This window comes from Caulobacter sp. FV1ye13L (assembly GCF_058681155.1).
In genome coordinates, this window is record NZ_CM178732.1 from 662,082 (window position 1) to 685,400 (window position 23,319).

Below are 23,319 nucleotides of genomic sequence, written 5' to 3' on the forward strand. Positions count from 1 at the left end.
TCTTCCATCTAGCGATGGCTGACCTTGTGGAGACCCTCGATCATGGACTGACGATCGGCCGCCGGCAGCTGGTTTCCCACGGTACGCAGCAGCCGCAGGGCGTGTAGGTGAACGTCGATGGCGTTCCAGCGCCAGGCGCCGGCCTCAGCGCAGCTGTCGGTGGTCGCGGCCAGGGAAACTGCCGCCTGATCCACGCCAGCATCGGAGACGAAGGTGCTGACGTCGATGATCCTCATGCTCAGAGCATAGAGGTCCTCAAAGCTCTCGGCGTTGCGGTCCACCGCTGCGGGGCCAAAGCGGCGCTCGATTTCGGCCAGGGTTTCGTCCAGGACGACTAGCGAAACCTCGCGCAGGCTTTCAACACCGGCTTCTGCGGCGATGATCGCGTCCCTGGCCATCAGGCCACCGCTATCCTTGATCATCTTGGCCAGCCGATTGGGCGGGCGGAATTTGCGAACGACGCTCATATCTGCACCTTCGCGACCTTCATCAGACTATTGATCTCATCCTGAGACATGTTGGCCTCTTGTGCATTGCCAACCTCGGCAGGCAGGTCATCCCGACGCCGACCTTCCATACCGATCGGCGGGCCTTCGTACTTGAAGCGCCGATCAGGCCCGACATAGCTGTCGCACTCGATAAACGCCCGCTCTTCTCGCGCCACCCAGAAGATGCGCTCAAGGAGCACCTTGGGGGTGATCGGTTTGGCGACCGTGAAATTGGCTCCCGCGTCCCGAGTGCGAAAGATGTCCGTGGTGCGGGTGTGCCCGGTGACCAGAATCACCGGAACGTACCGATTGGTCTCCGGCGCGTCGCGGCGCAGCCAGTTGATGAACTCGATCCCGTCTACGTCCGGGATCTGAACGTCGCTGATGATCAGGTCAAAAGTCTTTGTCCCGACCAGCGCCTGGGCATCCTTGACCGTCTCGGCGCGGTGCAGTTGCTTGACCCCGAATCCGGAAACCACCTGCGACAGGATATCGAGCGAAGTCCCGTTGTCATCGAGCACCAAGACCGTGGCGCGCTCCAGATTGATACGGGTCGAAGACTTTAGGGCGTCCATGGACGAAGCCTAGAAGAAGTCGAGTTCACCCGCCTCGACGTCCCAGGCTGTCGGCTCGCCGACAGCGCGCAGGCGCACCACCAGATCCGCCAGGCCAAGGCCTTCGAGAAGGGGTTCGATCGACATGCTCCACTCGCCGGACGCGTGCTCGCCGATGCGCTGCAACACGTCTGACAGGCCGTGCAGGCGCTGGCTCAGCTCGTCCAGCGCCTGGAGCCGGGAGATGCTTTCCAGCGCCGCCCCGCCCTTGGCCAGGTCGCCGGCAATATGCTCGCAATCCCGACACACCGCAGCAGCCGACATCAACTCGGCCGCGAGACGGCGCGAGAGCTCGCCCACCGGAGTCAGGGCCTCCGGCGTGGCGATTGGCGATGTCGAGAGCTGGGTGGCGGTCATGCGGGTCAGAAAAGCTCCAGATCGCCGCCGGAATCGACCGGCATGGGTGCAGGCGTAGGACGCCGGACATCCTGCGGCGCGTTGTCGACCGCCACCAGGCGCTGACGGACACGGCCGGAGGCGGGCCAGAATTCCACACGACGGGCCGAAACGCCGCCGGTGCTTGAAGAGACGATTGGAATGCCTTCGTCACGCAGGAAGCGCTCGGCAAAGCTGGCGTTGCTGGCGCCGACGTCAGACAGGCCCTCGAACAGCTTGCCGCCGCCGAAGATCTTGGCCTCCATCCGCTCGCGACGCGCGCCCCGCTTCAGCAGGCCGTTGATCAGCATCTCCATGGCGTAGGCGCCATAGCGGACGGCGTCGCCATCCTTGCGACCGTCGCCTGAGTCAGGCAGCAGGAAGTGGTTCATGCCGCCAATGCCGGCCTGCGGATCGCGGATACAGGCGGCGATGCACGAACCGAGCACCGTGGTCATCACCACGTTGGGGTCGGACGACACATGGCTCTCGCCCTGCGTGACGTGAACCTTGACCGAGCGTTCCAGATCGTCGGGTTGTCCAAATGTCATGTGAGCTGACCGAAGACCTGTTCGATCTTCTCCTTGAGGCCCTGAACGGTGAATGGCTTGACGCAGTAGTTGTTGACGCCGAACTGCACGGCCCGCTGCACAAGCTCGCGGTCGGCCCGGCCGGTCAGCATAACGAAAGCTGTCTGCCGGATCGGCGGGTGCGAGCGCACGGCGCGCAGGAGGGCCAGCCCGTCCATCTTGGGCATATTGAAGTCGGAGATCACCAGATTTGCCGGCTTGGAAAGGAGGTTTTTCAGAGCCTCCTCGCCATCCGGCGCCTCACGGATGTCCTTGAACCCGATCTGCTGCAACGCATTGCGGATCAAGGCCCGCATGGTCAGCTGATCATCGACGACGAGAACGGAAATGGTGCTTGCTTGGGGCATGGGTTCATCGCCTCGCGGAGGCCAGATCGAGGATAGATTGACCCATGGAGGACAGGGAAACCTGCTTCTCCACGGCGCCGATTTCAAAGGCCGCGCGGGGCATGCCGTAAACGACACAGCTCTGCTCGTCCTGTCCGAGGGTCTTGGCACGGGCTTTACGCATGGCCAAAAGGCCCTGCGCTCCGTCACGCCCCATGCCGGTCAGGATCGCCCCGACCGCTTTGTCGCCGACCGCATTGGCCACCGAGTTGAAGAGAACGTCCACCGACGGACGGTGACCGCTCACCGGGTCGCCCGCGACCAGGCGGCAGCGCAGCCCGGCCGAACGAACAACCTCCAGGTGCGTCGCCCCGCCCGGGGCGACATAGACCTTGCCGGGCTCCAGCAGAGCGCCGTCCGTGGCTTCCTGCACCTTGGCCCCGCTGGCGCGGTCGAGGCGCGCGGCGAAGCTGGCGGTAAAGGTCGCCGGCATGTGTTGAGTGATGACCGTCGGCGGGCAGGTGTCCGGGAACATCGTCAGGATCGCCAGCAGCGCCTCGACGCCGCCGGTCGAAGAGCCGATGGCCACGATGTCGCCCGAGGGCATGTAGCTCTTGGTCCGAGCCGCGGCCGGGGCGGTGTCGGCCTTGGTCCGCACCGAGGCGCGGGCCGCGATCTTCACCTTGACCACGATCTCGTTGAGCGCGTCCTGGGTGCCCAGGGCGTCGGCGGGCTTGGCCACGCAGTCGATGGCGCCCAGTTCCAGGGCTCGCAGCGTCATCTCGGCGCCGGCCTGGGTCAGGGTCGAGACCATGACCACCGGCATCGGCCGCAGGCGCATGATCTTCTCGAGGAACTCGATGCCGTTCATGTTCGGCATCTCGATGTCGAGGGTGACGACGTCGGGATTGAGGGCCTTGATCATGCCCCGGGCTTCGAACGGGTCGCCGGCGGCGCCGCAGACCTCGATATCCGGATCGCGATTGAGGGCAGCGGTGATCAGGCTCCGCATTGTGGCGGAGTCGTCAACGACGAGAACGCGAATCTTGGCCATCAGCGACCTCCCACCTTGCGATAAGCTGTCAGGCCCGCGCTTTCAAAGGCGGTGATCGAGGTCCCTACCCGTTCTGAGTGGCCGACATACAGCTTGCCGCCGGGCGCGACCAAGGGCGCGAAGCGGTTCCAGACGCGCTCCTGGGTCGGCTCGTCGAAATAGATCACGACGTTGCGGCAGAAAATGGCGTCAAACGGACCCTTCATCGGCCAGCTGGGGCCGTTGAGGTTCAGCTCGCGGAAGGCCACCAGGCTGCGCGCGGCTTCACAGACGCGGAAGGCGCGGCGATCGCTCGTGTCGCGCTCGAAATACTGGTTGCGGGCGTGAGCCGGAATGCCTTCCAGCAGACTCTCGTCATAGACGGCGGCGCGACCGGTCGCGAGCACGTTGGTGTCGATGTCCGTGCCCAGGATCCGGATATCCAGGTCGGCGGCGTTGGGCCAAACCGACAGGACCGTGAAGGCCATTGAATAGGGCTCCTGGCCCGACGAGCTGGCCGCCGACCAGAGGCGCAGACGGCCGCCGGCGCGGACCTTGTCGACCATCGGCTCCAGAATGTTGGCGCGCAGGTCGTCGAAATGGTGCGGCTCCCGGAAGAAGCGGGTGACGTTGGTCGTCAGGGCCCGCAGCATTTCCTGCTGCTCGTCGACACTGCTCTCCAGCGCCACGAAGGCGCAGTATTCGGTGAAGGTCTTCATGCCCAGCGAGCGCAGCCGCTTGGCCAGACGCGAATAGACCAGGGTCGCCTTGGTCTCGGGCAGGCTGATCCCAGCCTGCCCGTAGAGCAGCGCCGCAATCTTCTTGAAGTCTTGGTTTGTGAACGCGAACTCGCCATCGACAATGGCTTCGCGACGTTCTGTCATTGAGGCTGAGGTCATCAGGCGGCCAGGGCCTCTCGTTCTGGGAGGATACGGTCGAGCGAGATCTCGCTGATCATGCGCTCTTCGATCGAAATGATGCCGCGGACGAAGCTGCGAACAGTCTCGCAGGCCACATCCGGGGTAGCTTGAACCATGTCGTCATTGATCGACAGGATGTCCGACACCGCATCGACCAGCAGGCCAACCGTGCGGTCGCCTGCCTGGACGACGATGAACACGCTGCGAACCGTCGGCTCGACCATCGGCATGCCGAGGCGCGCCGCCAGGTCCATGATCGGCAGGACCGCGCCCCGCAGATTGATCACGCCGCGCATGTAGCCGGGCGTCTGGGGCAGAGCGGTGGCGGGGCTCCAGCCCCGGATCTCGCGCACGGCCATGATGTTCACGCAATACTCCTGATCGCCGACCCTGAAGGAGATCAGTTCACGGCGCTCAGTACTCGCGACGGCAGTTGGGTCGATCATGACTTACTCCGCTGCAATTAAAGTGGGTTCGACGGGGCGGGGCGTTTCCCGGCGGCGAAGATTGATCACCGCATCGACGTCCAGGATGAGGGCCACGCGGCCGTCGCCCAGGATCGTCGCGGCGGCGACGCCCTCGACCTGCTGGTAGTTCTGCTCCAGCGACTTGATGACGACCTGGCGCTGGCCGTGGATGGCGTCGGCGACCAGAGCGGCGCGCGAGCCGTCCTCGCCCTCGACCAGCAACACCACGCCTTCGGTCGGCGACGGCGAGGTGGTGCGATAGCCCAGGGTCAGGCCGACATCGATCAGCGGCACGAAGCTGTCGCGGACCGCCAGCACCGAGCCGACGGGACCCAGGGGGCGAACTTCCTCGGCCTTGGGACGCAGGCTTTCGACGATGGCGGCCAGCGGCACGACCAGGGTCTCGCCGGCCACGTCGACCACCATGCCGTCGAGCACGGCCAGGGTCAGCGGCAGGCTGAGCGTGAAGGTCGAGCCCAGACCGGGACGCGAGGCGATCGAGATGCGGCCGCCCAGGGCCTGGACGCTCCGGCGCACCACGTCCATGCCGACGCCGCGGCCCGACACGTCCGAGATCTTGTCGGCGGTGGAGAAGCCCGGCAGGAAGATCAGATTGTCGATCTCCTCGTCGGTCAGCTGCAGGTCGGGCGCAATCAGGCCCTTCTTGACGGCGATCGAGAAGACCCGTTCGCGATTGATGCCCTTGCCGTCGTCCTGGACCTCGATGACGATCCGGCCGCTGCGGTGCAGGGCCGCCAGGCGCACGACGCCTTCGGGATTCTTGCCGGCCGCCTTGCGCTCCTCGGGGCTTTCCAGCCCGTGGTCGATGGCATTGCGCAGCATGTGGGTGATCGGGTCGGCCAGCCGTTCGATGACCGTCTTGTCGACCTCGGTGTTTTCACCGTCCATGACCAGACGGGCCTGCTTGCCGGTCATGTTGGCGACTTCGCGAACCAGGCGCGGCATGCGCTGGAACACCGACTTCACCGGCTGGGCGCGGATCGCCATCACGCTGTCCTGGATCTGGCGGGTGAGCTGCTCCAGCTCATCCAGACCCATGGCCAGGCTGGAGGACGGCGCGATGCCGTACTCGCCAACGCGCTGGGCCAGCATCGCCTGATTGATGACCAGCTCGCCGACCAGATCGATCAGGCTGTCGATGCGCTCGGGATCGACACGGATGACCGACTGGCCCGGACCGGGGACGTCGACCTGCGTGGCCTTGGTCGGGGCGGCGGCCGGCGTCGGAGCGCGCGCAGCGACCGGGGCTGGCGCGGCCGGCGGCGGCGCTTCCACGACGGCGGGCGCGATTTCGGCGACCTCGGGGGCGACCGACGGGGCGATCTCGGCAGCGACCGGCTCAGCGGCCGGCGACTCGATGGCGCTCAGCAGGTTGGCCAGGGCAGCCTCGACCGGCGCCTCGCCGCGAACGATTTCAAGATCGCAGTCGCCGTCGACGAATTCGAAGACCTCGCGGATGGCGTCTTCGCCGTCATCGGTCTCGACGCGCACGCTCCAGGTGACATAGGCAGCCTCGGCGTCGAGGAACTCCAGGGTCGGCAGGGCGCTGTCGTCCATGGTCGCGACGATCGGGCCAAGGCGGCTCAACTCGCGCAGCAGCAGGGCCGTTTCATTGGCCTTGCGATAGAGGTCCGACTTGGGACGGATCGACACCGTCCAGACATTGATGGGGATCAGTTCGGCGTCGGCCGCCTGCGCGTCGACCGAGATCGTCATCGGCTGGAAGTCGAAGCCGAGATCGTCGTCGTCCAGATCATCCGACGCCGCGACAGGCGCGGGCTCGGACGCGGCTTCGGCGGCCTCAGCCACAGGAGCCGGTGCGACCGGGGCGGCCGAGGGATCGGTCCAGGCCTTCAGCTCAGCGGCCATGGCGGCCGAGGCCGCCATGTCGACATCGCCCATGCCCCGCGCGGCGCTCACATGGTCAGCCAGAACGTCGGAGGCGCGCAGCATGACGGCGGCCAGATCGACGGTGTTGGGAACCTCATTGGACCGAACAGCGTCCAGCAAGGTCTCGAACACGTGGGCGAAACGGACCAACGGCTCGAGGCCGAAGGCGCCCGCGCCGCCCTTGATCGAATGCACGGCCCGGAAGACGGCGTTGACAGTCTCGCTGTCGCCGACACCCTCCTGCATGGCCAGGAGCCCGCCTTCGAGGTCGGCGAGCAGTTCCTCGCATTCCTGAAAGAAGGTGACCTTGATGGCCTCTAGCTCGTCCATTCCCGCAATTCCTTAGAGTTCTAGACGTCGAAGTCGGTGAAGGATCAGGCCGCGACGCGGCGAATGGCTTCAACCAGCTTTTCAGGATTGAACGGCTTGACGATCCAGCCCGTCGCGCCGGCTTCGCGAGCCCGCTGCTTCTTGGTGGGATCGCTTTCCGTGGTCAGCACCAGGATCGGGATGGCGCGATAGTCATCATCGACGCGAACCGCCTCGATGAAACCAAAGCCATCCAGCTTGGGCATGTTGATGTCGGTGATGATGACGTCCGGACGATGGGCGGAAAGCACTTCCAGCCCATGTTCGCCGTCAACGGCCTCGACCACATTAAAGCCCGCGCCGACCAAGGCCATGCGCAGCATGTCCCTCATCGTGCGGGAATCGTCGACCGTTAGAATCGTGCGCGTCACGATTGGACTCCATGGATGTCCGCCGAAAGGAGCGCCCCATCGGCGCCGAAAAGACGGGTGGTTTCTACAAAGGCCTCCGAAGGCCCCGTAATCGAAAAGGGTTTGCCGTCAGCGGCCCAGGCCTTGCGGGCCGCGAGCAGAATCTGGAGACACAGGCCGCCGAGGCGACGGACCTGACCGGCCTCGATTTCAAGCGCCTCGCCACGGTGCGCCAGGAAGGCGGACTTCAGCGGGCCGGCGGCCTTGAGATCGAGTGTTTCAGGCAGCGCGAGTGCGGCCATCAGAATTCCTCCCATCCGGCGGACGCCGGAGCGGCCGCGGTAGCTGCGCCGCCACGAGCGGGCCGGGCGAAGGCGCCCAGACGGGCCCTTTGCTCGGCGACCGGGTTGCGGGCCGGTGCGTGTTGAGCCGAATCGGCGGCCGCCGGGCGACCGTAGGCGGCCTGGCCGCCACCGACCCGGAAACGGGCCATCAGTCGGACCAGCTCGGCGGTTTCGCCCTTCAGCGAGTGCGTCGCGGCGGTCGATTCCTCGACCATGGCGGCGTTCTGCTGAGTGACCTGATCCATCTGGTTCACGGCCGTGTTCACTTCATTCAGTCCGGTGGCCTGTTCGGCGGCGGAGGCCGCGATCTCGGTCACCAGGGCGTCGATCTCGCCAACCTTCACGACGATGCGTTGCAGCGCCTCGCCCGTTTGACCGACCAGGTTCACGCCCTGGCTGACCTGCTGGGTCGAGGACGAGATCAGGGTCTTGATCTCCTTGGCGGCCTCGGCCGAGCGCTGGGCCAGGGCCCGCACTTCCTGAGCCACGACGGCGAAGCCGCGACCCGCTTCACCCGCGCGGGCAGCCTCGACCCCGGCGTTCAGGGCCAAAAGGTTGGTCTGGAACGCGATCTCGTCGATCACGCCGATGATCTGGCTGATCTGCTTGGAAGAGCTTTCGATCTCGCCCATGGCCGACACTGCTTGATGCACGACCTGGCCGGAATGCGTCGCTTCGCCACGGGTGGTCGAAACAACGTCCGAGGCCTGACGAGCGCCGGCCGCCGTGCGGCGCACCGTGGCGGTCAGTTCGTCCAGGGCGGCGGCGGTTTCTTCCAGCGAGGCGGCCTGTTGTTCGGTGCGACGCGACAGGTCGTCAGAAGCATGGGCGATCTCGTCGGCGCCGGTGCTCAGACCGTCTGTCGAGGCGGCGATGACCTTCATGGTCTCCTGCAGCGAGGCCATGGCGCCGTTGAAGTCGTCCTTCAGCTTGGCGTATTCCCCGGGGAAGCTTGCATTGACGCGGAAGGTCAGATCGCCCGAGGCCAGCTTTTCAAGGCCTTCGGCCAGGCTGGTCACCACCAGGGCGCTGTCGCGAGCGGCGGCGGCGGCGGCCTCTTCCTTCGAGCGACGCTCGTCGGCGGTCAGGGCCGCAGTTTTTTCCTGCTCGGACCGCATTTGTTCAAGGTGCAGCTGATTATCGCGGAAAATCTTCAAGGAGCGGACGATCGCGCCCAGCTCGTCCAGGCGAGTCATCTTCTCAAGATCAATGCTGTTGTCGCCCTTTGACAGGCGCTCGGTCGCGCCGGCGATGTCGGCGATCGACTTGCGGACATTCATGACCGTCAGGAAGGCGATCGCGCCCACCGCGCCAAGGGTGATCAGCGACAGGATGATGGTGGCGCTCATGGCCGCAGTTGCTTCGGCCTTGTGCTCGTCGGCCGTCTTGGTGGCGCGGGCGCCGGCGTCATCGACCACCTTCTGCAGCTGGGCCGCCATCTTGACGTACTGGTCTTCGAAGCTGCCGGCGAAGCTCATGGCCATGCCCGTATCGACGTCGATCATGCCGCTGACCGTGTCGACGGCGCTGCGGCATTCGGCCAGGGCCTTGACGAGGGCCTCGATCTTCGGACGCTCCGAGGCAGGCAGGCGGCTCGAAAGCGCCTTCATGTCCTTGCCCAGGGTGTCAAATTCGGCGAGCAACTCAATGATGCGCGGCCCGGCCGACGGGGCCATCGGATCGGCCTTCGACGCCAGGATTTGATAGAGCGTGCCGTGAGCGTCGGTGATCCGACGCGACAGCGACTGAATATCGCTGTTGATGCGCATGTCCTGCTCGACAACCTGCCGCAAAGCTTCGGTCTGGCTGCGCTGCACGACGACAGCGCCGCCGGCCGTCAGGGCCAGCATCAACAGTGCGAAAGCCGGCGCGAAGCCGATCTTGATAATCAGTGGTAGGTCGACAAGCCTAAAGCGCTTCATTTCCAGGTCCCCTTCATGCGGCGGTTCCGTGCCCACGGATCACCAGCAAGCCAGGGGGATCATCACTATAGATTCCTAACAGACTCTGACCTTGGTTAAGAGAAACTGGAAGTCGGGGGGGGCGGCGCTGCCTTGAGGGACAATTGGTCGCAGGTGAATCTATAAAGACAGCGCCCAAAGGCGGCTTGACAGGTGAAATTCGAAGTAAGGTTACCGCGAAGTAAATTTTGAATATTCCGGGTCGACTCAGAATATTTTAACTCGCAGCTGCGACAAACGGCATGCGTCCGGTTGGCGCGTCGTCCACAGGACGGTATTCATTACTAGGAGCAGCGGGATGAAATATCCGATCGCTTTTGCCGCGGGAATCGCTGGCAGCTTGTTCATCGCTCAAGCCGCCTCGGCGGCTGGCGGATTTGAAGACCAAATGAGCCGTTGCCTGCAACAGTTCGCCAATACCCGGGATGCCGCTCAGGTGATGCTGGAATGCACCGCTGACGCTGGCAAGCTCTCGGAATGCAAGGTCGTTGACAACAGCGCGGCCGGCAAGGGCTTCGACAAGGCCGCCATGTGCATCGCTGAAAAGCTGCCGATGGGCGCCAAGACCGGCACCGTGAAGGTTCCGTTCCGCTTCCCGGGCGGCGCGTAAACTTCCAGCTCCTGACTTACGGGGCTCAAAACGCCTCCGCCGACCAGACCGAAGCGTTCCAATGGATCGCTTCGCGTCTGGTTGGCGGGGGCGTTTTGCCGTGTGCGACAGCCGACAGGAAAAAGCGGACGCCCTGACGGGCGTCCGCTTTTGTCGATCTATCCCGCACTGGGTTTCAGGCGGCTAGAGCATTTTCCGACGAAGTGGACGCCGGCTCGTCGCCAGAAAATGCTTTAAAACAAAAGGCTAGAGCATTTCGCCGATCCAGTCGGATCGGAAAATGCTCTAGCGACAGCCGTTTCTCAGAACTCTTCCCACGTCTCGCGGACAGCCGTCGCAGCTGAGCCGCGGGAAACCAGACGCGCGCCGCCCCCTGGCCGACTGGCCTGCGATGGCGGTCTGGCGGCCGGACGCGCGGACGCGGCGGGAGCCGCGGATGCGGCGGGCCGCGTATCGGTGACGCGGAAAGCCGAAATCAGATTGACCAGTTCGGCCGTTTGATCCTTGAGCGAGTGTGTCGCCGCCGTCGTCTGCTCGACCATGGCGGCGTTTTGTTGCGTCACCTGGTCCATCTGATTGACGGCGGTATTGACCTCATGCAGGCCCGTGGCCTGCTCCTGGGCCGAAGCGGAGATCTGGACGATCAAGGTGTCGATCTCGGCAACCTTGGCGACGATGCCGCGCAGGGCGTCGCCGGTTTGTCCCACCAGGTTCACGCCCTGACTGACCTGCTGGGTCGAGGAGGAGATCAGGGTCTTGATCTCCTTGGCGGCGTCGGCGGAGCGTTGGGCGAGAGCCCGCACTTCCTGGGCGACGACCGCAAAGCCGCGACCCGCTTCACCGGCGCGCGCCGCTTCGACCCCGGCGTTCAGGGCCAGAAGGTTGGTCTGGAAGGCAATCTCGTCGATCACGCCGATAATGTTGCCGATTTCGCGCGACGAGCTTTCGATCTCGCCCATGGCGGCCACGGCCTGGTCGACCACGATGCCTGAGCGTTCAGCCTCGGTCTTGGCGCCCGCCACAACCTCGGACGCCTGCTTGGCGCCCGCTGCGGAGCGCCGGACGGTCGAGGTGATCTGGTCGAGGGCGGCGGCGGTCTCTTCCAGACTGGCGGCCTGCTGCTCGGTGCGGCGCGACAGGTCGTCAGCCGCGATGCCGATTTCATCCGAGCCGGCGCGGATATTGCCGGTCACACCCGAAATGCGACCCATGGCCTCCTCGAGCGTGCGAACGGCGCTGTTGAAATCGTCCTTCAGCTTCTGGAACTCGGGCTTCACCTCGTCCTCAAGCCGGCTGACCAGATCGCCCCGAGCCAGATGGGCCAGCGCCGTGGCCAGGCTTTCGACGAGCCTGGTCTGGCATTGCTCATTCTCGATGCGCGAGGCCTCAAGTCGCTGGCGATCGGCTTCGATGGTCTCGAGATAGATCGAGATGGCGAAGTCCATGTCGAGCATGACCGCCTTCATCAGGGCGCTGACGGCCTCGCCAGCCTGGGCGGGGTCGCCCTTGGCCATGAAGCCCTTGGGCCAGAGCGAGTCGACTGTGGCGCGCAACAGCCGGTCCATGACCAGGGCGTAGCCGCCGATATACCAGCGTGGCTCCAGGCCAATGCGCGCGTGAACCTGACCGATGGTCCGGACCGCATTGACATAGGTGTCGCTGAACTCGGCCTGGGCGATGACGTCCCAGTGCGCCGCCTGGCGACTGCTGGCGGCGTCCATGTGCCGCTCGTCCTTGAAGAACTTGCTGGTCTCTGGTGTTGTCTTGACCTTGCCATAGAAGACCGAAAGCGCGGGGCTGATTTCCTTGCGAATGAGCGGCCGCAGATCCCGCAGCGCCTGTCGCGCACGGTCATCCAGCCCCATAAACGCCACGCGGTCGTTTAGGTCATGATCCTGGCTCATCGGCTTTGGTCCGTCCTGGGGTGCAGCTTGTGGAAGGACCCTCTGCCCGCATGCTTAATGCAGCCTTAAATATTCCCGCCCAAGGTGCGTCATCTCGCCACACTCGCCAAAGAGTCGCGACCGGCCGAGAGGCGCTTAGCCCCCCTGCTTCATGGTCTCCCGGGCGATGATCACCTGCTGGATCTGGCTTGTGCCCTCATAGATCCGGAAGATCCGCACGTCGCGATACAGGCGCTCGATGCCATAGTCGGCGACATAGCCGGCCCCGCCGAAGATCTGCACGGCCCGGTCCGCCACGCGGCCGACCATCTCGGACGCGAACAGTTTCGAGGCCGCCGCCTCCAGCGTCACGCCCTGTCCCGCATCGCGCTTGCGGGCGGTCTCCATGACCAGAGCCTTGGCCGCCAGGGCCTCGGTCTTGCTGTCGGCCAGCATGGCCTGGATCAGCTGGAAGTTTGAGATCGCCTGGCCAAACTGCTTGCGCTCGCCGGCATAGGCCACGCAATCCTTGATCAGCCGCTCGGCCACGCCCACGCAGACGGCGGCGATGTGCAGGCGGCCGCGATCCAGCACCTGCATGGCCACCTTGAAGCCCTCGCCCTCCTCGCCCAACCGGTTCCAGGCCGGCACGCGGACATTGTCGAAGGTCACATCGTGGATATGGGCGCCCTGCTGGCCCATCTTCTTCTCGGGCTTGCTCACGGACAGGCCCGGCAGGCCGCTGGGGACCAGGAAGGCCGAGACGCCAGAGCCGCCCTTGGTCTCGGGACTGGTCCGGGCCATCACCGTGAACAGCGACGCCTTGCCGGCGTTGGTGATGTAGCGCTTGGAGCCATTGAGCACGTAGTCGTCGCCATCGCGGATGGCCAGCGTGCGCACCGAGGCGCTGTCGGAGCCGGCTTCCGGCTCGGTCAGAGCGAAACTGGTGATGATCTCGCCCGAGGCGATGCCGGGCAGCCACTTGGCCTTTTGCTCGTCGGTCCCGAACATCACCAGGCCCTGGCTGCCGATGCCGACATTGGTGCCGAACGCCGACCGGAAGGCCGGAGAGGTGCGGCCCAGCTCGACGCCGACCAGGCATTCCTCTTCCATGTTCAGACCCAGGCCGCCGAACGCCTCGGGGATCGACAGGCCAAACAGGCCCAGGCTTTTCATCTCGTCGATGACGTCCTGCGGAACCGCGTCATCCTCGGCCACCTTGGCCTCGATGGGCCGCAGCCGCTCGGCGACGAAGCGGGCGACCATGTCGAGCAGCTGGTCGCGGGTTTCGAGATCGAGGGCCATGGTGTTTCTTCCTGCGTCAAACACTTGTTTTGACGCCGACTGTAGCCCGCAGAATCAGGAATGGAAGGCCCGGCGCGGAGGCCGGGCCTAAATCACACTAGTGCTGATCGCGCTCCTGACGGGCCAGAACGCTGTTGCGCAGGCCAAACAGCACATAGACCGCCACGCCGATCAGGTGGGCGTAGAGGAAATAGAGCTGGGTCTTGGTCGGCAGGCTGGAGAACAGATAGAGGCAGCCCAGGATCGCGCCCGAGGCCACGACCGGCCAGATCGGGGTCGAGAACACCCGCTGACGGCCCGGATCCTTGATCCGCAGGATGATCACCGACAGGCCCACGGCGATGAAGGCGGCCAGGGTGCCGGCGTTTGCCAGCTCGGCGATGTCCTTCAGCGACAGCCAGCCCGAGATCAGGGCCGACAGCGCGCCCGTCAGCAGGGTCATCAGCACGGGCGTGCCGGTCTTGGCGTTGACCCGGGCCAGGGTCTTGGGCAGCAGGCCGTCGCGGGCCATCACGAAGAAGATCCGGCTCTGGCCATACATGAAGGCCAGGATCACGGTCGGCAGGGCGACCACGGCGGCCAGGGCCACCAGTTGAGCGACCTTGGGGTGGTTCAGGCTTTCCAGGATGAAGACCAGCGGGGCCTCGCTCTTGGAGAACACCTCGGTGCGCGAGGCGCCGATCGAGACGGCGGCGACGATCATATAGATCACCGTGCAGACGGCCATCGAGCCGACGATGCCGATGGTCAGGTCGCGCTTGGGGTTCTTGGTCTCCTCGGCGGCGGTCGAGACCGCGTCAAAGCCGTAGAAGGCGAAGAAGATCAGGCTGGCGGCGGCCATGACCCCCACCTTGATCCCGTCGGCGTCGGGGGTAGCGGCAAAGCCCTGCGGCATAAACGGCGTGAAGTGGCTGATGTCGAAAGCCGGGATGCACAGCACCACGAACACGGCCAGGGCGATGATCTTCACCGCCACTAGCACCATGTTGACCGTGGCGCTCTCCTTGGTGCCAAGCGCCAGCAGGCCGGCGACGGCGAAGGAGATGATCACGGCGGGCAGATTGACGATGCCGCCCATATGCGGACCAGCCAGCAGGGCTTCCGGCGTGCCGATCATGCGGAACAGGCCCGTGGCGTGGGCTGACCAACCCACGGCGACGGCCGCGCAGACCAGGGTGTATTCGAGGATCAGGCTCCAGCCGACGAACCAGGCCACCGGCTCGCCCATGGCGACGTAGCTGTAGGTATAGGCGCTGCCCGAGGCCGGGATCATGGTCGACAGTTCGGCATAGCAAAGCGCCGCGCAGGCGCAGACCGCGCCGGCGATCAGGAAGGACAGGATCACGCCCGGTCCGGCCAGACCCGCGCCGATGCCGGTCAGGGTATAGATGCCGGTGCCGACGATGGCGCCGACACCCAGGGCGACCAGGTGCGGCCAGCTCAGGGTCTTCTTCAGTTGGTGGCCGTCATGGCCCGCCGCGATGGCGTCGATCGACTTGCGGCGCGTCCAGAAACTCAAGGCTATTCCCTCCGACTTGGTCTTCCGCCGCGACCATGGGCTGGGCGACGTGTTTCGCCAAGACGTGCGCGATCGGCTGGGGCATTTCCTGCCAAAGATTGTCGGTGGAGCGGGCTTTGCCCGCAAATTCTCTCCGGCGAGCCGCGACGCCTAGAAGAAGGCCCGCGTCAGGCCGTAGGCGAGCGCCGCCACAGCCAGGGTGGAGAGGCCCAGGGCTGCGGCCAGCTTGGGCTTGACCTGCAGCAGGGCGGCGGGTCCCAGCTTGGCCGAGATGGCGCCGACGCCGGCCAGAAGCAGGAAGCTGGACAGTGTGGCCAGGGTGGCGACCAGCGCTTCGGGCAACAGGCCAAGACCGCGCAGGGCGGCCAGGGCGGCGAAGCCCAGGACGAAGAGCGGCGGCCCCTTGAAGCTCGTCTTGCCGCAGCCGTCCTGAGTGCGGCTCAGCAGCACGCCGATCAGCACCACCGCCGGGCCCAGCCAGACGATGCGGGCCAGCTTGGCCAGGGCCGCGGCGCTGGCGGCGTCCGGCGAGACCGACGAGCCCGCGCCGGCCACCTGGGCGACGTCATGGATGGAGAGACCAAAAAACACGCCGGCCTGGTGCGCCGTAAAGCCCAGGGCTTGAGCGATCGGCGGATAGGCCAGCATGGCCACGGTCGACAGCAGATTGACCCCGATGATCACCAGGGCGGTCGTGCGCTGGTTGGCTGGACTGGCCGGCGCGGCCTGCGCGGCGGCGAGCGCTGCGGAGGCGCCGCAGATCGAACAGGCCGCCGCGGCGATCAGGGCCTCGGCCAGGGGCAGTCCCAGGGCCATGCCGACGCCGGCGCCGACGGTGAGCCCGCCCAGCACCACGGCGCCGCTGGCCAGGATGGCCGGCCCGCCCAGCAGGGCGAACTCGCTCCAGGTGATCTGGGCGCCCATCATGGCAACGCCCAGACGCAGGCCCGGCTTGGCCCAGATATCGAGACCGGCCGCCAGCCTGGCGCCCAGGCCCAGGGCGCCCAGGCCCATGCCCAGCACCACCGCCAGAAGCGGGGCCGGCGCGTGCAGCAGGTGGGACAGCGGCTTGGCCAGCAGGGCGATCACGAGGCCCGCGATCAGGCCCGGCCAAAGCTTGCCCGCCTCGAAGCGGAAAGCGCCCAGTCTGGCGACGGCGGCGTTCATCCCTGGACGGGGGCCGCGTCGAGGCCAAGTGTCTTGTCGGCCAGGGCGCAGCGGCGACCCAGGCGCTCGTTGAGACGGCGGACGGTGTTGCTGCCGGTGCGCTCGAAGGCGAAGGGCAGCAGGCCATGGATCAGGCAGGCCAGACCCGCGCCGATCAGGGTGAAGCCAAAGCTCCAGGCCACGCCCATGTGCTGACCATAGGTCTCGCCAACCGCTTCCGGATGGCGCGTGAACGGCTTCAGCATGAGGACCCCCAATTCGTCGTCAGGTGTCCCAGCATGAAGCGGAACCGGAGAATGGCATTACTGGATGCGCTGCCGTTTTCACCGTATGGAGAACTTCATTCTCGAACGGGCCGGAAATGAAGATGATTGATCTCGATCATATCGACCGCAGACTGTTGGCGATCCTGCAGGAGGACTCCACCGTCCCGATCGCCGAACTGGCCGAACGCGTGGGCCTGACCCAGACGCCGTGCTGGAAGCGGATCAAGCGGCTGCAGGACGCCGGGGTGATTACCGCCCGCGTCGCCCTGCTGGACCGCGACGCCCTGGACCTGTCCCTGACCGTATTCGTGGCCGTGAAGACCGGCCGCCATGACGAGGCCTGGCTCACGACATTTGCCGCCGGGGCCCGCGCCCTGCCCGAGGTGGTCGAGTTCTACCGGATGAGCGGTGAGGTCGATTACCTGCTCAAGGTCGTGGTCCGCGACATCGCCGCCTATGACCGCTTCTACAAGCGCCTGATCGCCACGGCGCCGCTCACCGACGTGTCGTCCAGCTTCGCGATGGAGCAGATCAAGTTCACCACCGCCCTGCCGATCACCACGGCTTGATGGCGTCTTGATCCTGTCACCCTTGCAGCCTCAACTGCGGGGGCGACAGCGGAGGGCGGACCATGGACACGACGCGACGGGGCTTGTTGATCGGCGGCGCGGCGCTGGCCCCGGCCCTTGCGGTCGCAGCGGAGACCACGGTCGATCCGAAGGCCCCGCCGGTGATCCGCGCCCACCTGGGTGTCACCGAGAATCCCTATGGTCCCAGCGTCGCCGCCCGCAAGGCGGCCATGAAGGCGCTCGACGATACGCCCTATTACGCCTGGTCGCTGGAACCGCCGTTGATCGCGGCCATCGCCAAACGCGAGGGCGTCGATCCCGATAGGGTGGGCCTGTGCAACGGCTCGCTTGAGGCGCTGTCGCTGCTCTCGGCCCATTTCGCCAAAACCGGCCCGATCGTCGCGCCCCAGCCGACCTATGCGACGCCCCTGCTCTATGCCGAGCGCCAGGGCGCCAAGCTGGACTGGATCCCGGTCACCGGCGACCACCAGATCGATCTGCCGGCCCTGGCGACGAAGGCCGCAGGCGCGGGCTGCGTCTATGTGTGCAATCCCAACAATCCGACGGGCCTGCTGATGGACCCAGACGCCCTGCGGGCCTTCTGTGTCGCGGCGGCGAAGTCCGCGCCGGTGATCGTCGACGAGGCCTATATCGAGATCAGCCCCGATCCTGTCCGTCACTCGATGATCGACCTGGTCAAGGCCGGCCACGACGTGGTGGTCGCCCGCACCTTCTCCAAGGTCTATGGCATGGCCGGCCTGCGGGTGGGCTTCATCATCGCCCAGCCGCAGCGGGTCAAGCAGCTCAAGAGCCTGATCCCCACCCACAAGGGCCGGCCCGGCCTGGCGGCGGCCCTGGCCTGCTATGGCGACGCGACCTATCTGGCCGGAACCAAGGCCTATCTCGAAGGCTGCCGCGAGAAGATCTACGCTATCTGCAGGGCCAACGGCCTGGGCTATCTGCCGTCGTTCGGGACCTATGTCTTCGTCGACACCGGCAAACCGAACCTGGCGTTCCAGAAGACCCTGGCGGCGATGGGCGTTGAGGTGCGGGTTTTCGACAGCCCCCTGCACCCCACCTGGATCCGGGTCGGCACCGCCAGCCCGGCCGAGCTGGATATCTTCGCCGAGGTCTTGCCCAGGGCGCTGAAGGCCTAGCCCGTCCCCCGTTCAGGAGGGCGATGGGCCGGCCCGAAGGCAGGATGATCTGGCGGTGACTGTGACACCCGTCACATACGGCGTCACGATCGTGGCCCAGGATAGACGCTGGTAAAGGCGCGCCAAGTCCTGCGCCCCTTTCCCGTGATGAGAGTACTGTGGGGACCGATGACCGGTGTAGTTTCTCGTCCGCGGGCGGATCTCGCGCGTGCGGAGGGCCTTAGGCCACGCGTCGCGTGGGATCCGGCCAAGCGCGTCTTCGACGTCGTTGCGGCCCTGGCCCTGCTGGTGTTCTTCGCGCCGTCGCTGCTGCTGGTGGCCCTGCTGATCCGCCTGGAATCGCCCGGCCCGGTGCTGTTTCGCCAGGCCCGGGGCGGCCTGAGCGGGCGGCCGTTCATGATCTACAAGTTCCGCTCCATGCGCTGCGGCGACAGCGGCGAGACCGTCGTGCAGGCGGCGCGCGTCGATGACCGGATCACCCGCGTGGGGCGCTTTATCCGCAAGACCAGCATCGACGAACTGCCTCAACTGCTGAATGTCCTGAAGGGCGACATGTCTCTGGTCGGCCCCCGTCCCCACGCCCGGGTCCATGACGAGCACTATGGCGGACTGATCCCCGGCTACGCCCTGCGCCAACGGGCGCGTCCGGGCCTGACGGGCCTGGCCCAGATTCAGGGGCTGCGCGGCGGCACCGAAGATATCGAATCGATGGCCCGGCGCGTCAGGGCCGACATCGCCTATATCGAGACCTGGTCGTTCGCGGCCGACCTGCGGATCATGCTGCTGACCGCCCCGCACCTGCTGGGGGCGGAAAACGCCTACTAGAGCATTTTCGAGCGAAGTGGATTCCGGTTCGCGTGAAGAAAATGCGTTAAAACAAAGAACTAGAGCTCCGGACTGACGCAGTCAGGACGGAAAATGCTCTAGGCTCTAGTCCGGCCACAGATCCTGGATGTCGCCCTTGCGGTTGAGCATGTGGGTGGCCCGCTTGATCACCGCCAGCAGGCGCTCCTTTCGACCATCGCTATCGTAGGTCAGGGTCGTGCGGGCCAGGCCTTCCAGCATGAAGCGGGCGAGGTCGCGACTGGCCTGGAACCGCGGGCCGGCGCCGGCGTGCAGGATCTTCAGGAAGTGGTCGCCGGCCTGGGCGCGATCGAACTCGGCCTGGGCCGGGGCCAGCAGGGCCTGGATGGCCGGATCGGTGCGACCGGCGGCCTCCAGTTCGGCGAAAGCCATGAACGGCACGCTCTGCAGCAGGTCCCAGTAGCTGTCGATGGCGTGCTCGGTGACGTCAGCACCCAGCGGCAGCGTGTCGGCCGCCGCGCGGAACAGGGCCGAACGCTCGGCCTGGACATGGGCCACGGCGGCCTCCACCAGCGCCTCGCGGGTCGGGAAGTGATACAGCATCGCCCCCCGCGTCAGGCCCGCCGCATCGGCGATCACCGGATTGCTGGCGGCGTGATAGCCAATCTGGGCGATCAGCTTCATGGCGCAATCGAGAATCCGCGCCCGCGTCTTCAACGATTTCGGGGTGTCCTTGGCAAGGCGGGCAGCGTCCATCGTCCTGATCTAGTGCGGGCCATGCTGCATCGCAACAGTCGTTCGCCGCCTTGCGCCGCGCGGCGCGGCATGGCGGCGCTCGCCGCGCGCCCTGCCTGGTGTCCGCCCTGGTCCGGCGCCTGTTTTCGAGGCGAAACGGCGCCCTGCCGAGGGGCGCCGGAGACGGGCCAAAGGTTACCAAAGGCTGAAGGCTGCGGCCGGGTTTCATCAAAGCGACATGCAATCAGCTTAATCGCCGGATCTCTCGCCGAAGGTCGCGACCAATCCGGGGGCGGATCGACCAGGCGCAGCTACCGGGGACCCGCATGAGCGCCGAATCCGCTGTCCGCCACTATCGCAGCATCTTCATCAGCGACCTGCATCTGGGCACCCGGGGGTGCCAGGCCGAGCTGCTGCTGGACTTCATCCGCCATGTCGAGTGCGACACGCTCTATCTGGTCGGTGACATCATCGACGGCTGGAAGCTGCGCAGCGGGTGGTACTGGCCGCAGGCCCACAACGATGTGGTCCAGAAGATCCTGCGCCTGGCCCGCAAGGGCACCGAGGTGATCTATGTCCCCGGCAATCACGACGACCGCATCCGAGACTTCTGCGGCGTGCATTTCGGAGGTGTCGTGGTGGCCCGCGACGTGATCCACGAGACCGCCGACGGCAAGCGCTATCTGGTGGTTCACGGCGACGAATTCGACGGTGTGGTGCAGCAGGCCAAGTGGCTCGCCTTCCTCGGGGATTGGTCCTATAGAACCATCCTGATGCTGAACACCTTGCTGAACCGCGCTCGGCGACGCATGGGTTTCGGCTACTGGAGTCTCTCGGCCTATCTGAAGGTCAAGGTGAAGAACGCTTTGCATTTCATTGAGAACTTCGAGTCCGCCGTGGCCGACGAGGCGCGCCGCCGTGGCGTTGACGGCGTGATCTGCGGGCACATTCACAAGGCCGAGATGCGCGACATAGACGGAATCACCTACGTCAACGATGGTGACTGGGTGGAAAGCTGCACCGCCCTCGTCGAACATGCCGACGGTCAACTTGAAATCCTCGAATGGGCCAAGCTACGCTCGTGGTCGGTGATCGACCGCAAGCTGGCGGCGCCCGCCACCGAGCCCCTGCCGGAGCCTGCCGCCGCCTGATGCGGATACTTCTCGCCACAGACGCCTGGGAACCTCAAGTCAACGGCGTGGTTCGCACCCTCACCCGGGTGGTCGACGAACTGCGCGCCATGGGCCACGAGGTCGATGTCGTCAGCCCTGACCAGTTCCCCACCTTCCCGCTGCCGACCTATCCGGAAATCAAGCTGGCGATCGGCGCCTATGAGCCGGTGCAGGACCGCTTCAAGTCGTTCGAGCCCGAAGCGATCCACATCGCCACCGAGGGTCCGATCGGCCTGGCCGCCCGCCGCATCTGCCTGGAATGGAAGCTGCCGTTCACGACCAGCTACCACACCAAGTTCCCGGAATATGTCTCGGCCCGCCTGCCTTTGCCGCTGGCCGCCGGCTACACCTATATGCGCTGGTTCCATAAGCCCTCCGGGCGCCTGATGGTGGCCACGCCGACCATGCGCGACGAGCTGGCCAAGCACGGGTTCCGCAATCTCTCGCCGTGGTCGCGCGGCGTCGACACCGACGTCTTCAAGCCTCGTGCTGCGGGCGAGCCCGACCTGTTCGCGGGCCTTGCGCGCCCGATCTTCCTCAATGTCGGCCGCGTGGCCGTCGAGAAGAACATCGAGGCCTTCGCCAGCCTGGATCTGCCCGGCACCAAGGTGGTGATCGGCGACGGTCCCCAGCGCGAGGAACTGGCCGAGAAATATCCCGAGGTGAAGTTCCTGGGCGCCAAGTTCGGCGAAGAACTGGGCCGCTATTTCGGCTGCGCCGACGTGTTCTGCTTCCCCTCCCTGACCGACACCTTCGGCCTGGTGATCCTGGAGGCCATGGCCGCCGGCGTGCCCGTGGCCGCCTTCTCGGCCCCCGGTCCGATCGACATCATCCCCGGCTCCAACGCCGGCGCCCTGGCGCCGGGCCAGACCGACGGACTGCGCGAGGCGTGCCTGGCGTGCCTGGACCTGGACAAGACGGTGGTCCGCAAGTTCGCCGAGGGCTTCTCGTGGCGCGCCTGCGCCGAGGAGTTCTTCCGCAACCTGCAGCCCTATCCCGAGCCGGAAAAGACCCGGTTCTGGCGGCGGCTGCGACGGCTGGCGCGCCTGCGCGGCCGGACGGCGGCCTAGAGACTCTCCCCGCCCCTCCTGGCCGGCGTTGCGGTCGTCCAGCCCCGAAAGGGGAAAGACGGTCGCGAAGCCGCCCGTAGGGGCAGGCGAGACCCGAAGCGTCCGTGCCGCTGGCCGCACATCGTTTTCGACACCGATCAATTTCCAGGCCGAGAGAACTGCTAGGCTCTCCACAAGTACGGCGCTCACGCCGAGGTGGTGATTGACATGGCCGGCAACGACACACGGACCCGCGACGTCATCATCATCGGCGGCGGACAGTCGGCTCTTGCGACGGCCTATTTCCTTCGCCGCACGACCCTGTCCTTCGTCATCCTCGATGGCGAAACGCAAGCCGGAGGCGCCTGGCGCCACGCCTGGCCCTCCCTGCGCCTGTTTTCGCCTGGGCAATGGAGTTCATTGCCCGGCTGGCCAATGCCTCCAACCGAGGCCGCCTATCCCGGCCGCGACGAGATCATCGACTATCTGGCGCGCTACGAAGAGCGCTACGCCCTGCCCGTCGAACGCCCGGTCGAGGTCCTGGGTGTCACGCGCGCTCTCGACGGCCTTGAGGTGATGACAGACTGCGGGGTCTGGCATGCCCGGGCCGTTGTCAGCGCCACCGGCACATGGCGAGCGCCCCATGTGCCCCAGTACCCGGGTCAGCAGCAGTTCCGGGACCGGCAGATCCACTCGGCGAACTATGTCGACCCGACATCCTTCGCCGGTCAGACGGTGCTGGTTGTGGGCGGTGGCAATAGCGGCGCGCAGATTCTGGCGGAAGTGTCGGCCGTGGCTCAGACCATATGGGTAACCCCGCAGTCGCCGATCTTCCTTCCTGATGACGTTGACGGCCGGGTGCTGTTCGAACGCGCCACGGCGCGCTGGAAAGCCCAGGACGGGACGGGGCTCGCAGGGCCGCCACCGGGCGGCCTTGGCGATATCGTCATGATTCCGGCCGTTCAGGAGGCGCGAGCTCGCGGCGTCCTCAAGGCGGTGCGGCCCTTCAACCGGTTCACGGAGACCGGGGTGATCTGGGCGGACGGAAGCGAGACACGGATCGATACGGTCCTCTGGTGCACCGGCTTTCGACCCGCCCTGAAGCACCTGACCCCACTGAGCGTCGTCAATGCCGAGGGCAAGGTGACGGTCGACGGGACACGATCAATCCAGGAGCCCCGTCTATGGCTGGTAGGCTATGGCGAGTGGACGGGCTTTGCCTCGGCCACCCTTGTAGGCGTCATGCGCGGCGCCCGGCAAACGGCGCAGGAGATCGATGAGGCCCTGAGCCCGGCTCGGCATCAGCCGGCCTGAGGACGGACTCAAACCTCCGTC

At 66.0% G+C, this 23,319-nt stretch carries 25 protein-coding genes; 7 read left to right on the forward strand and 18 right to left on the reverse strand.

Annotated elements, in window-relative coordinates:
* Window positions 1-8: 8 nt before the first annotated feature.
* The 12 genes from ACW176_RS02900 to ACW176_RS02955 are packed head-to-tail and all read right to left on the reverse strand — an operon-like array spanning window position 9 to window position 9,709.
* Window positions 9-467: a chemotaxis protein CheE gene (locus ACW176_RS02900; RefSeq protein WP_492110829.1), complete on the reverse strand. Its 459-nt coding sequence runs from the start codon at window positions 465-467 to the stop codon at window positions 9-11.
* Window positions 464-1,063: a response regulator gene (locus ACW176_RS02905; protein WP_492110830.1), complete on the reverse strand. Its 600-nt coding sequence runs from the start codon at window positions 1,061-1,063 to the stop codon at window positions 464-466. The genes ACW176_RS02900 and ACW176_RS02905 overlap by 4 nt, the downstream gene beginning before the upstream one ends.
* A gap of 9 nt (window positions 1,064-1,072) precedes the next feature.
* Window positions 1,073-1,459 carry a DUF8776 family protein gene (locus ACW176_RS02910; protein ID WP_419318850.1) on the reverse strand — a complete coding sequence of 129 codons (387 nt, stop codon included), beginning with the start codon at window positions 1,457-1,459 and terminating at the stop codon, window positions 1,073-1,075.
* A gap of 5 nt (window positions 1,460-1,464) precedes the next feature.
* Window positions 1,465-2,028, reverse strand: coding sequence for a chemotaxis protein CheD (locus ACW176_RS02915; protein ID WP_419318851.1), 564 nt, complete (start codon window positions 2,026-2,028; stop codon window positions 1,465-1,467).
* Window positions 2,025-2,414, reverse strand: coding sequence for a response regulator (locus ACW176_RS02920; protein WP_419252927.1), 390 nt, complete (start codon window positions 2,412-2,414; stop codon window positions 2,025-2,027). The genes ACW176_RS02915 and ACW176_RS02920 overlap by 4 nt, the downstream gene beginning before the upstream one ends.
* Window positions 2,415-2,418: 4 nt before the next feature.
* Complete coding sequence (locus ACW176_RS02925; protein WP_419318852.1) at window positions 2,419-3,447, reverse strand: protein-glutamate methylesterase/protein-glutamine glutaminase; 1,029 nt, start codon at window positions 3,445-3,447, stop codon at window positions 2,419-2,421.
* On the reverse strand, window positions 3,447-4,325 hold the full coding sequence (locus ACW176_RS02930; RefSeq protein ID WP_492110831.1) for a CheR family methyltransferase: 879 nt from the start codon (window positions 4,323-4,325) through the stop codon (window positions 3,447-3,449). Before ACW176_RS02930 ends, ACW176_RS02925 begins: the two co-directional genes overlap by 1 nt.
* Window positions 4,325-4,792 (reverse strand): chemotaxis protein CheW, encoded by a 468-nt coding sequence (locus ACW176_RS02935; protein WP_419318854.1) that lies wholly within the window; start codon window positions 4,790-4,792, stop codon window positions 4,325-4,327. Before ACW176_RS02935 ends, ACW176_RS02930 begins: the two co-directional genes overlap by 1 nt.
* A 3-nt stretch (window positions 4,793-4,795) precedes the next feature.
* The gene (locus ACW176_RS02940; protein ID WP_492110832.1) at window positions 4,796-7,054 is read right to left on the reverse strand and encodes a chemotaxis protein CheA; all 2,259 of its coding nucleotides are present in this window, start codon (window positions 7,052-7,054) and stop codon (window positions 4,796-4,798) included.
* Between the two features lie 44 nt (window positions 7,055-7,098).
* A complete protein-coding gene (locus ACW176_RS02945) occupies window positions 7,099-7,464 on the reverse strand; it encodes a response regulator (RefSeq protein ID WP_419318856.1) in 366 nt (121 codons plus the stop codon).
* Window positions 7,461-7,748 (reverse strand): STAS domain-containing protein, encoded by a 288-nt coding sequence (locus tag ACW176_RS02950; protein WP_492111867.1) that lies wholly within the window; start codon window positions 7,746-7,748, stop codon window positions 7,461-7,463. Before ACW176_RS02950 ends, ACW176_RS02945 begins: the two co-directional genes overlap by 4 nt.
* The gene (locus ACW176_RS02955) at window positions 7,745-9,709 is read right to left on the reverse strand and encodes a methyl-accepting chemotaxis protein (protein ID WP_492110833.1); all 1,965 of its coding nucleotides are present in this window, start codon (window positions 9,707-9,709) and stop codon (window positions 7,745-7,747) included. The genes ACW176_RS02950 and ACW176_RS02955 overlap by 4 nt, the downstream gene beginning before the upstream one ends.
* Window positions 9,710-10,046: 337 nt before the next feature.
* Between ACW176_RS02955 and ACW176_RS02960 the strand changes: the two genes are divergently transcribed.
* The gene (locus ACW176_RS02960) at window positions 10,047-10,358 is read left to right on the forward strand and encodes an energy transducer TonB (protein ID WP_492110834.1); all 312 of its coding nucleotides are present in this window, start codon (window positions 10,047-10,049) and stop codon (window positions 10,356-10,358) included.
* Window positions 10,359-10,660: 302 nt separating this feature from the next.
* Here ACW176_RS02960 and ACW176_RS02965 read toward each other — a convergent pair whose 3' ends face one another.
* The 5 genes from ACW176_RS02965 to ACW176_RS02985 form a co-directional block, all read right to left on the reverse strand.
* The gene (locus tag ACW176_RS02965) at window positions 10,661-12,262 is read right to left on the reverse strand and encodes a methyl-accepting chemotaxis protein (protein ID WP_492110835.1); all 1,602 of its coding nucleotides are present in this window, start codon (window positions 12,260-12,262) and stop codon (window positions 10,661-10,663) included.
* Between the two features lie 135 nt (window positions 12,263-12,397).
* Window positions 12,398-13,546, reverse strand: coding sequence for an acyl-CoA dehydrogenase family protein (locus ACW176_RS02970; RefSeq protein WP_419252936.1), 1,149 nt, complete (start codon window positions 13,544-13,546; stop codon window positions 12,398-12,400).
* Window positions 13,547-13,643: 97 nt separating this feature from the next.
* On the reverse strand, window positions 13,644-15,065 hold the full coding sequence (locus tag ACW176_RS02975; RefSeq protein WP_492110836.1) for an amino acid permease: 1,422 nt from the start codon (window positions 15,063-15,065) through the stop codon (window positions 13,644-13,646).
* A 150-nt stretch (window positions 15,066-15,215) separates the two neighbouring features.
* Window positions 15,216-16,232, reverse strand: a complete 1,017-nt coding sequence (locus ACW176_RS02980) for a putative sulfate exporter family transporter (protein WP_492110837.1) — start codon at window positions 16,230-16,232, stop codon at window positions 15,216-15,218.
* Complete coding sequence (locus ACW176_RS02985; protein WP_492110838.1) at window positions 16,229-16,477, reverse strand: DUF6356 family protein; 249 nt, start codon at window positions 16,475-16,477, stop codon at window positions 16,229-16,231. The genes ACW176_RS02980 and ACW176_RS02985 overlap by 4 nt, the downstream gene beginning before the upstream one ends.
* A gap of 122 nt (window positions 16,478-16,599) precedes the next feature.
* Here ACW176_RS02985 and ACW176_RS02990 point away from each other — a divergent pair, with 122 nt between their 5' ends.
* The 3 genes from ACW176_RS02990 to ACW176_RS03000 all read left to right on the forward strand — a co-directional run bounded on the left by ACW176_RS02990 (window position 16,600) and on the right by ACW176_RS03000 (window position 19,049).
* The gene (locus ACW176_RS02990) at window positions 16,600-17,067 is read left to right on the forward strand and encodes an Lrp/AsnC family transcriptional regulator (RefSeq protein WP_492110839.1); all 468 of its coding nucleotides are present in this window, start codon (window positions 16,600-16,602) and stop codon (window positions 17,065-17,067) included.
* Window positions 17,068-17,129: 62 nt separating this feature from the next.
* The gene (locus tag ACW176_RS02995) at window positions 17,130-18,224 is read left to right on the forward strand and encodes a pyridoxal phosphate-dependent aminotransferase (RefSeq protein WP_492110840.1); all 1,095 of its coding nucleotides are present in this window, start codon (window positions 17,130-17,132) and stop codon (window positions 18,222-18,224) included.
* Window positions 18,225-18,392: 168 nt separating this feature from the next.
* Window positions 18,393-19,049 (forward strand): exopolysaccharide biosynthesis polyprenyl glycosylphosphotransferase, encoded by a 657-nt coding sequence (locus tag ACW176_RS03000; protein WP_492110841.1) that lies wholly within the window; start codon window positions 18,393-18,395, stop codon window positions 19,047-19,049.
* 105 nt (window positions 19,050-19,154) lie between these two features.
* Here the strand turns inward: ACW176_RS03000 and ACW176_RS03005 are convergent, their stop codons facing one another.
* Window positions 19,155-19,784 carry a TetR/AcrR family transcriptional regulator gene (locus tag ACW176_RS03005; protein WP_419318865.1) on the reverse strand — a complete coding sequence of 210 codons (630 nt, stop codon included), beginning with the start codon at window positions 19,782-19,784 and terminating at the stop codon, window positions 19,155-19,157.
* Window positions 19,785-20,089: 305 nt separating this feature from the next.
* On the opposite strand from ACW176_RS03005, the gene ACW176_RS03010 reads away from it, so the two are divergent.
* From ACW176_RS03010 to ACW176_RS03020, 3 genes are all read left to right on the forward strand, one after another.
* Window positions 20,090-20,914 (forward strand): UDP-2,3-diacylglucosamine diphosphatase, encoded by an 825-nt coding sequence (locus ACW176_RS03010; protein WP_419318866.1) that lies wholly within the window; start codon window positions 20,090-20,092, stop codon window positions 20,912-20,914.
* Window positions 20,914-22,005: a glycosyltransferase family 4 protein gene (locus ACW176_RS03015; RefSeq protein WP_492110842.1), complete on the forward strand. Its 1,092-nt coding sequence runs from the start codon at window positions 20,914-20,916 to the stop codon at window positions 22,003-22,005. The genes ACW176_RS03010 and ACW176_RS03015 overlap by 1 nt, the downstream gene beginning before the upstream one ends.
* A gap of 207 nt (window positions 22,006-22,212) precedes the next feature.
* A complete protein-coding gene (locus tag ACW176_RS03020) occupies window positions 22,213-23,298 on the forward strand; it encodes an ArsO family NAD(P)H-dependent flavin-containing monooxygenase (protein ID WP_492110843.1) in 1,086 nt (361 codons plus the stop codon).
* Window positions 23,299-23,319: the final 21 nt, after the last annotated feature.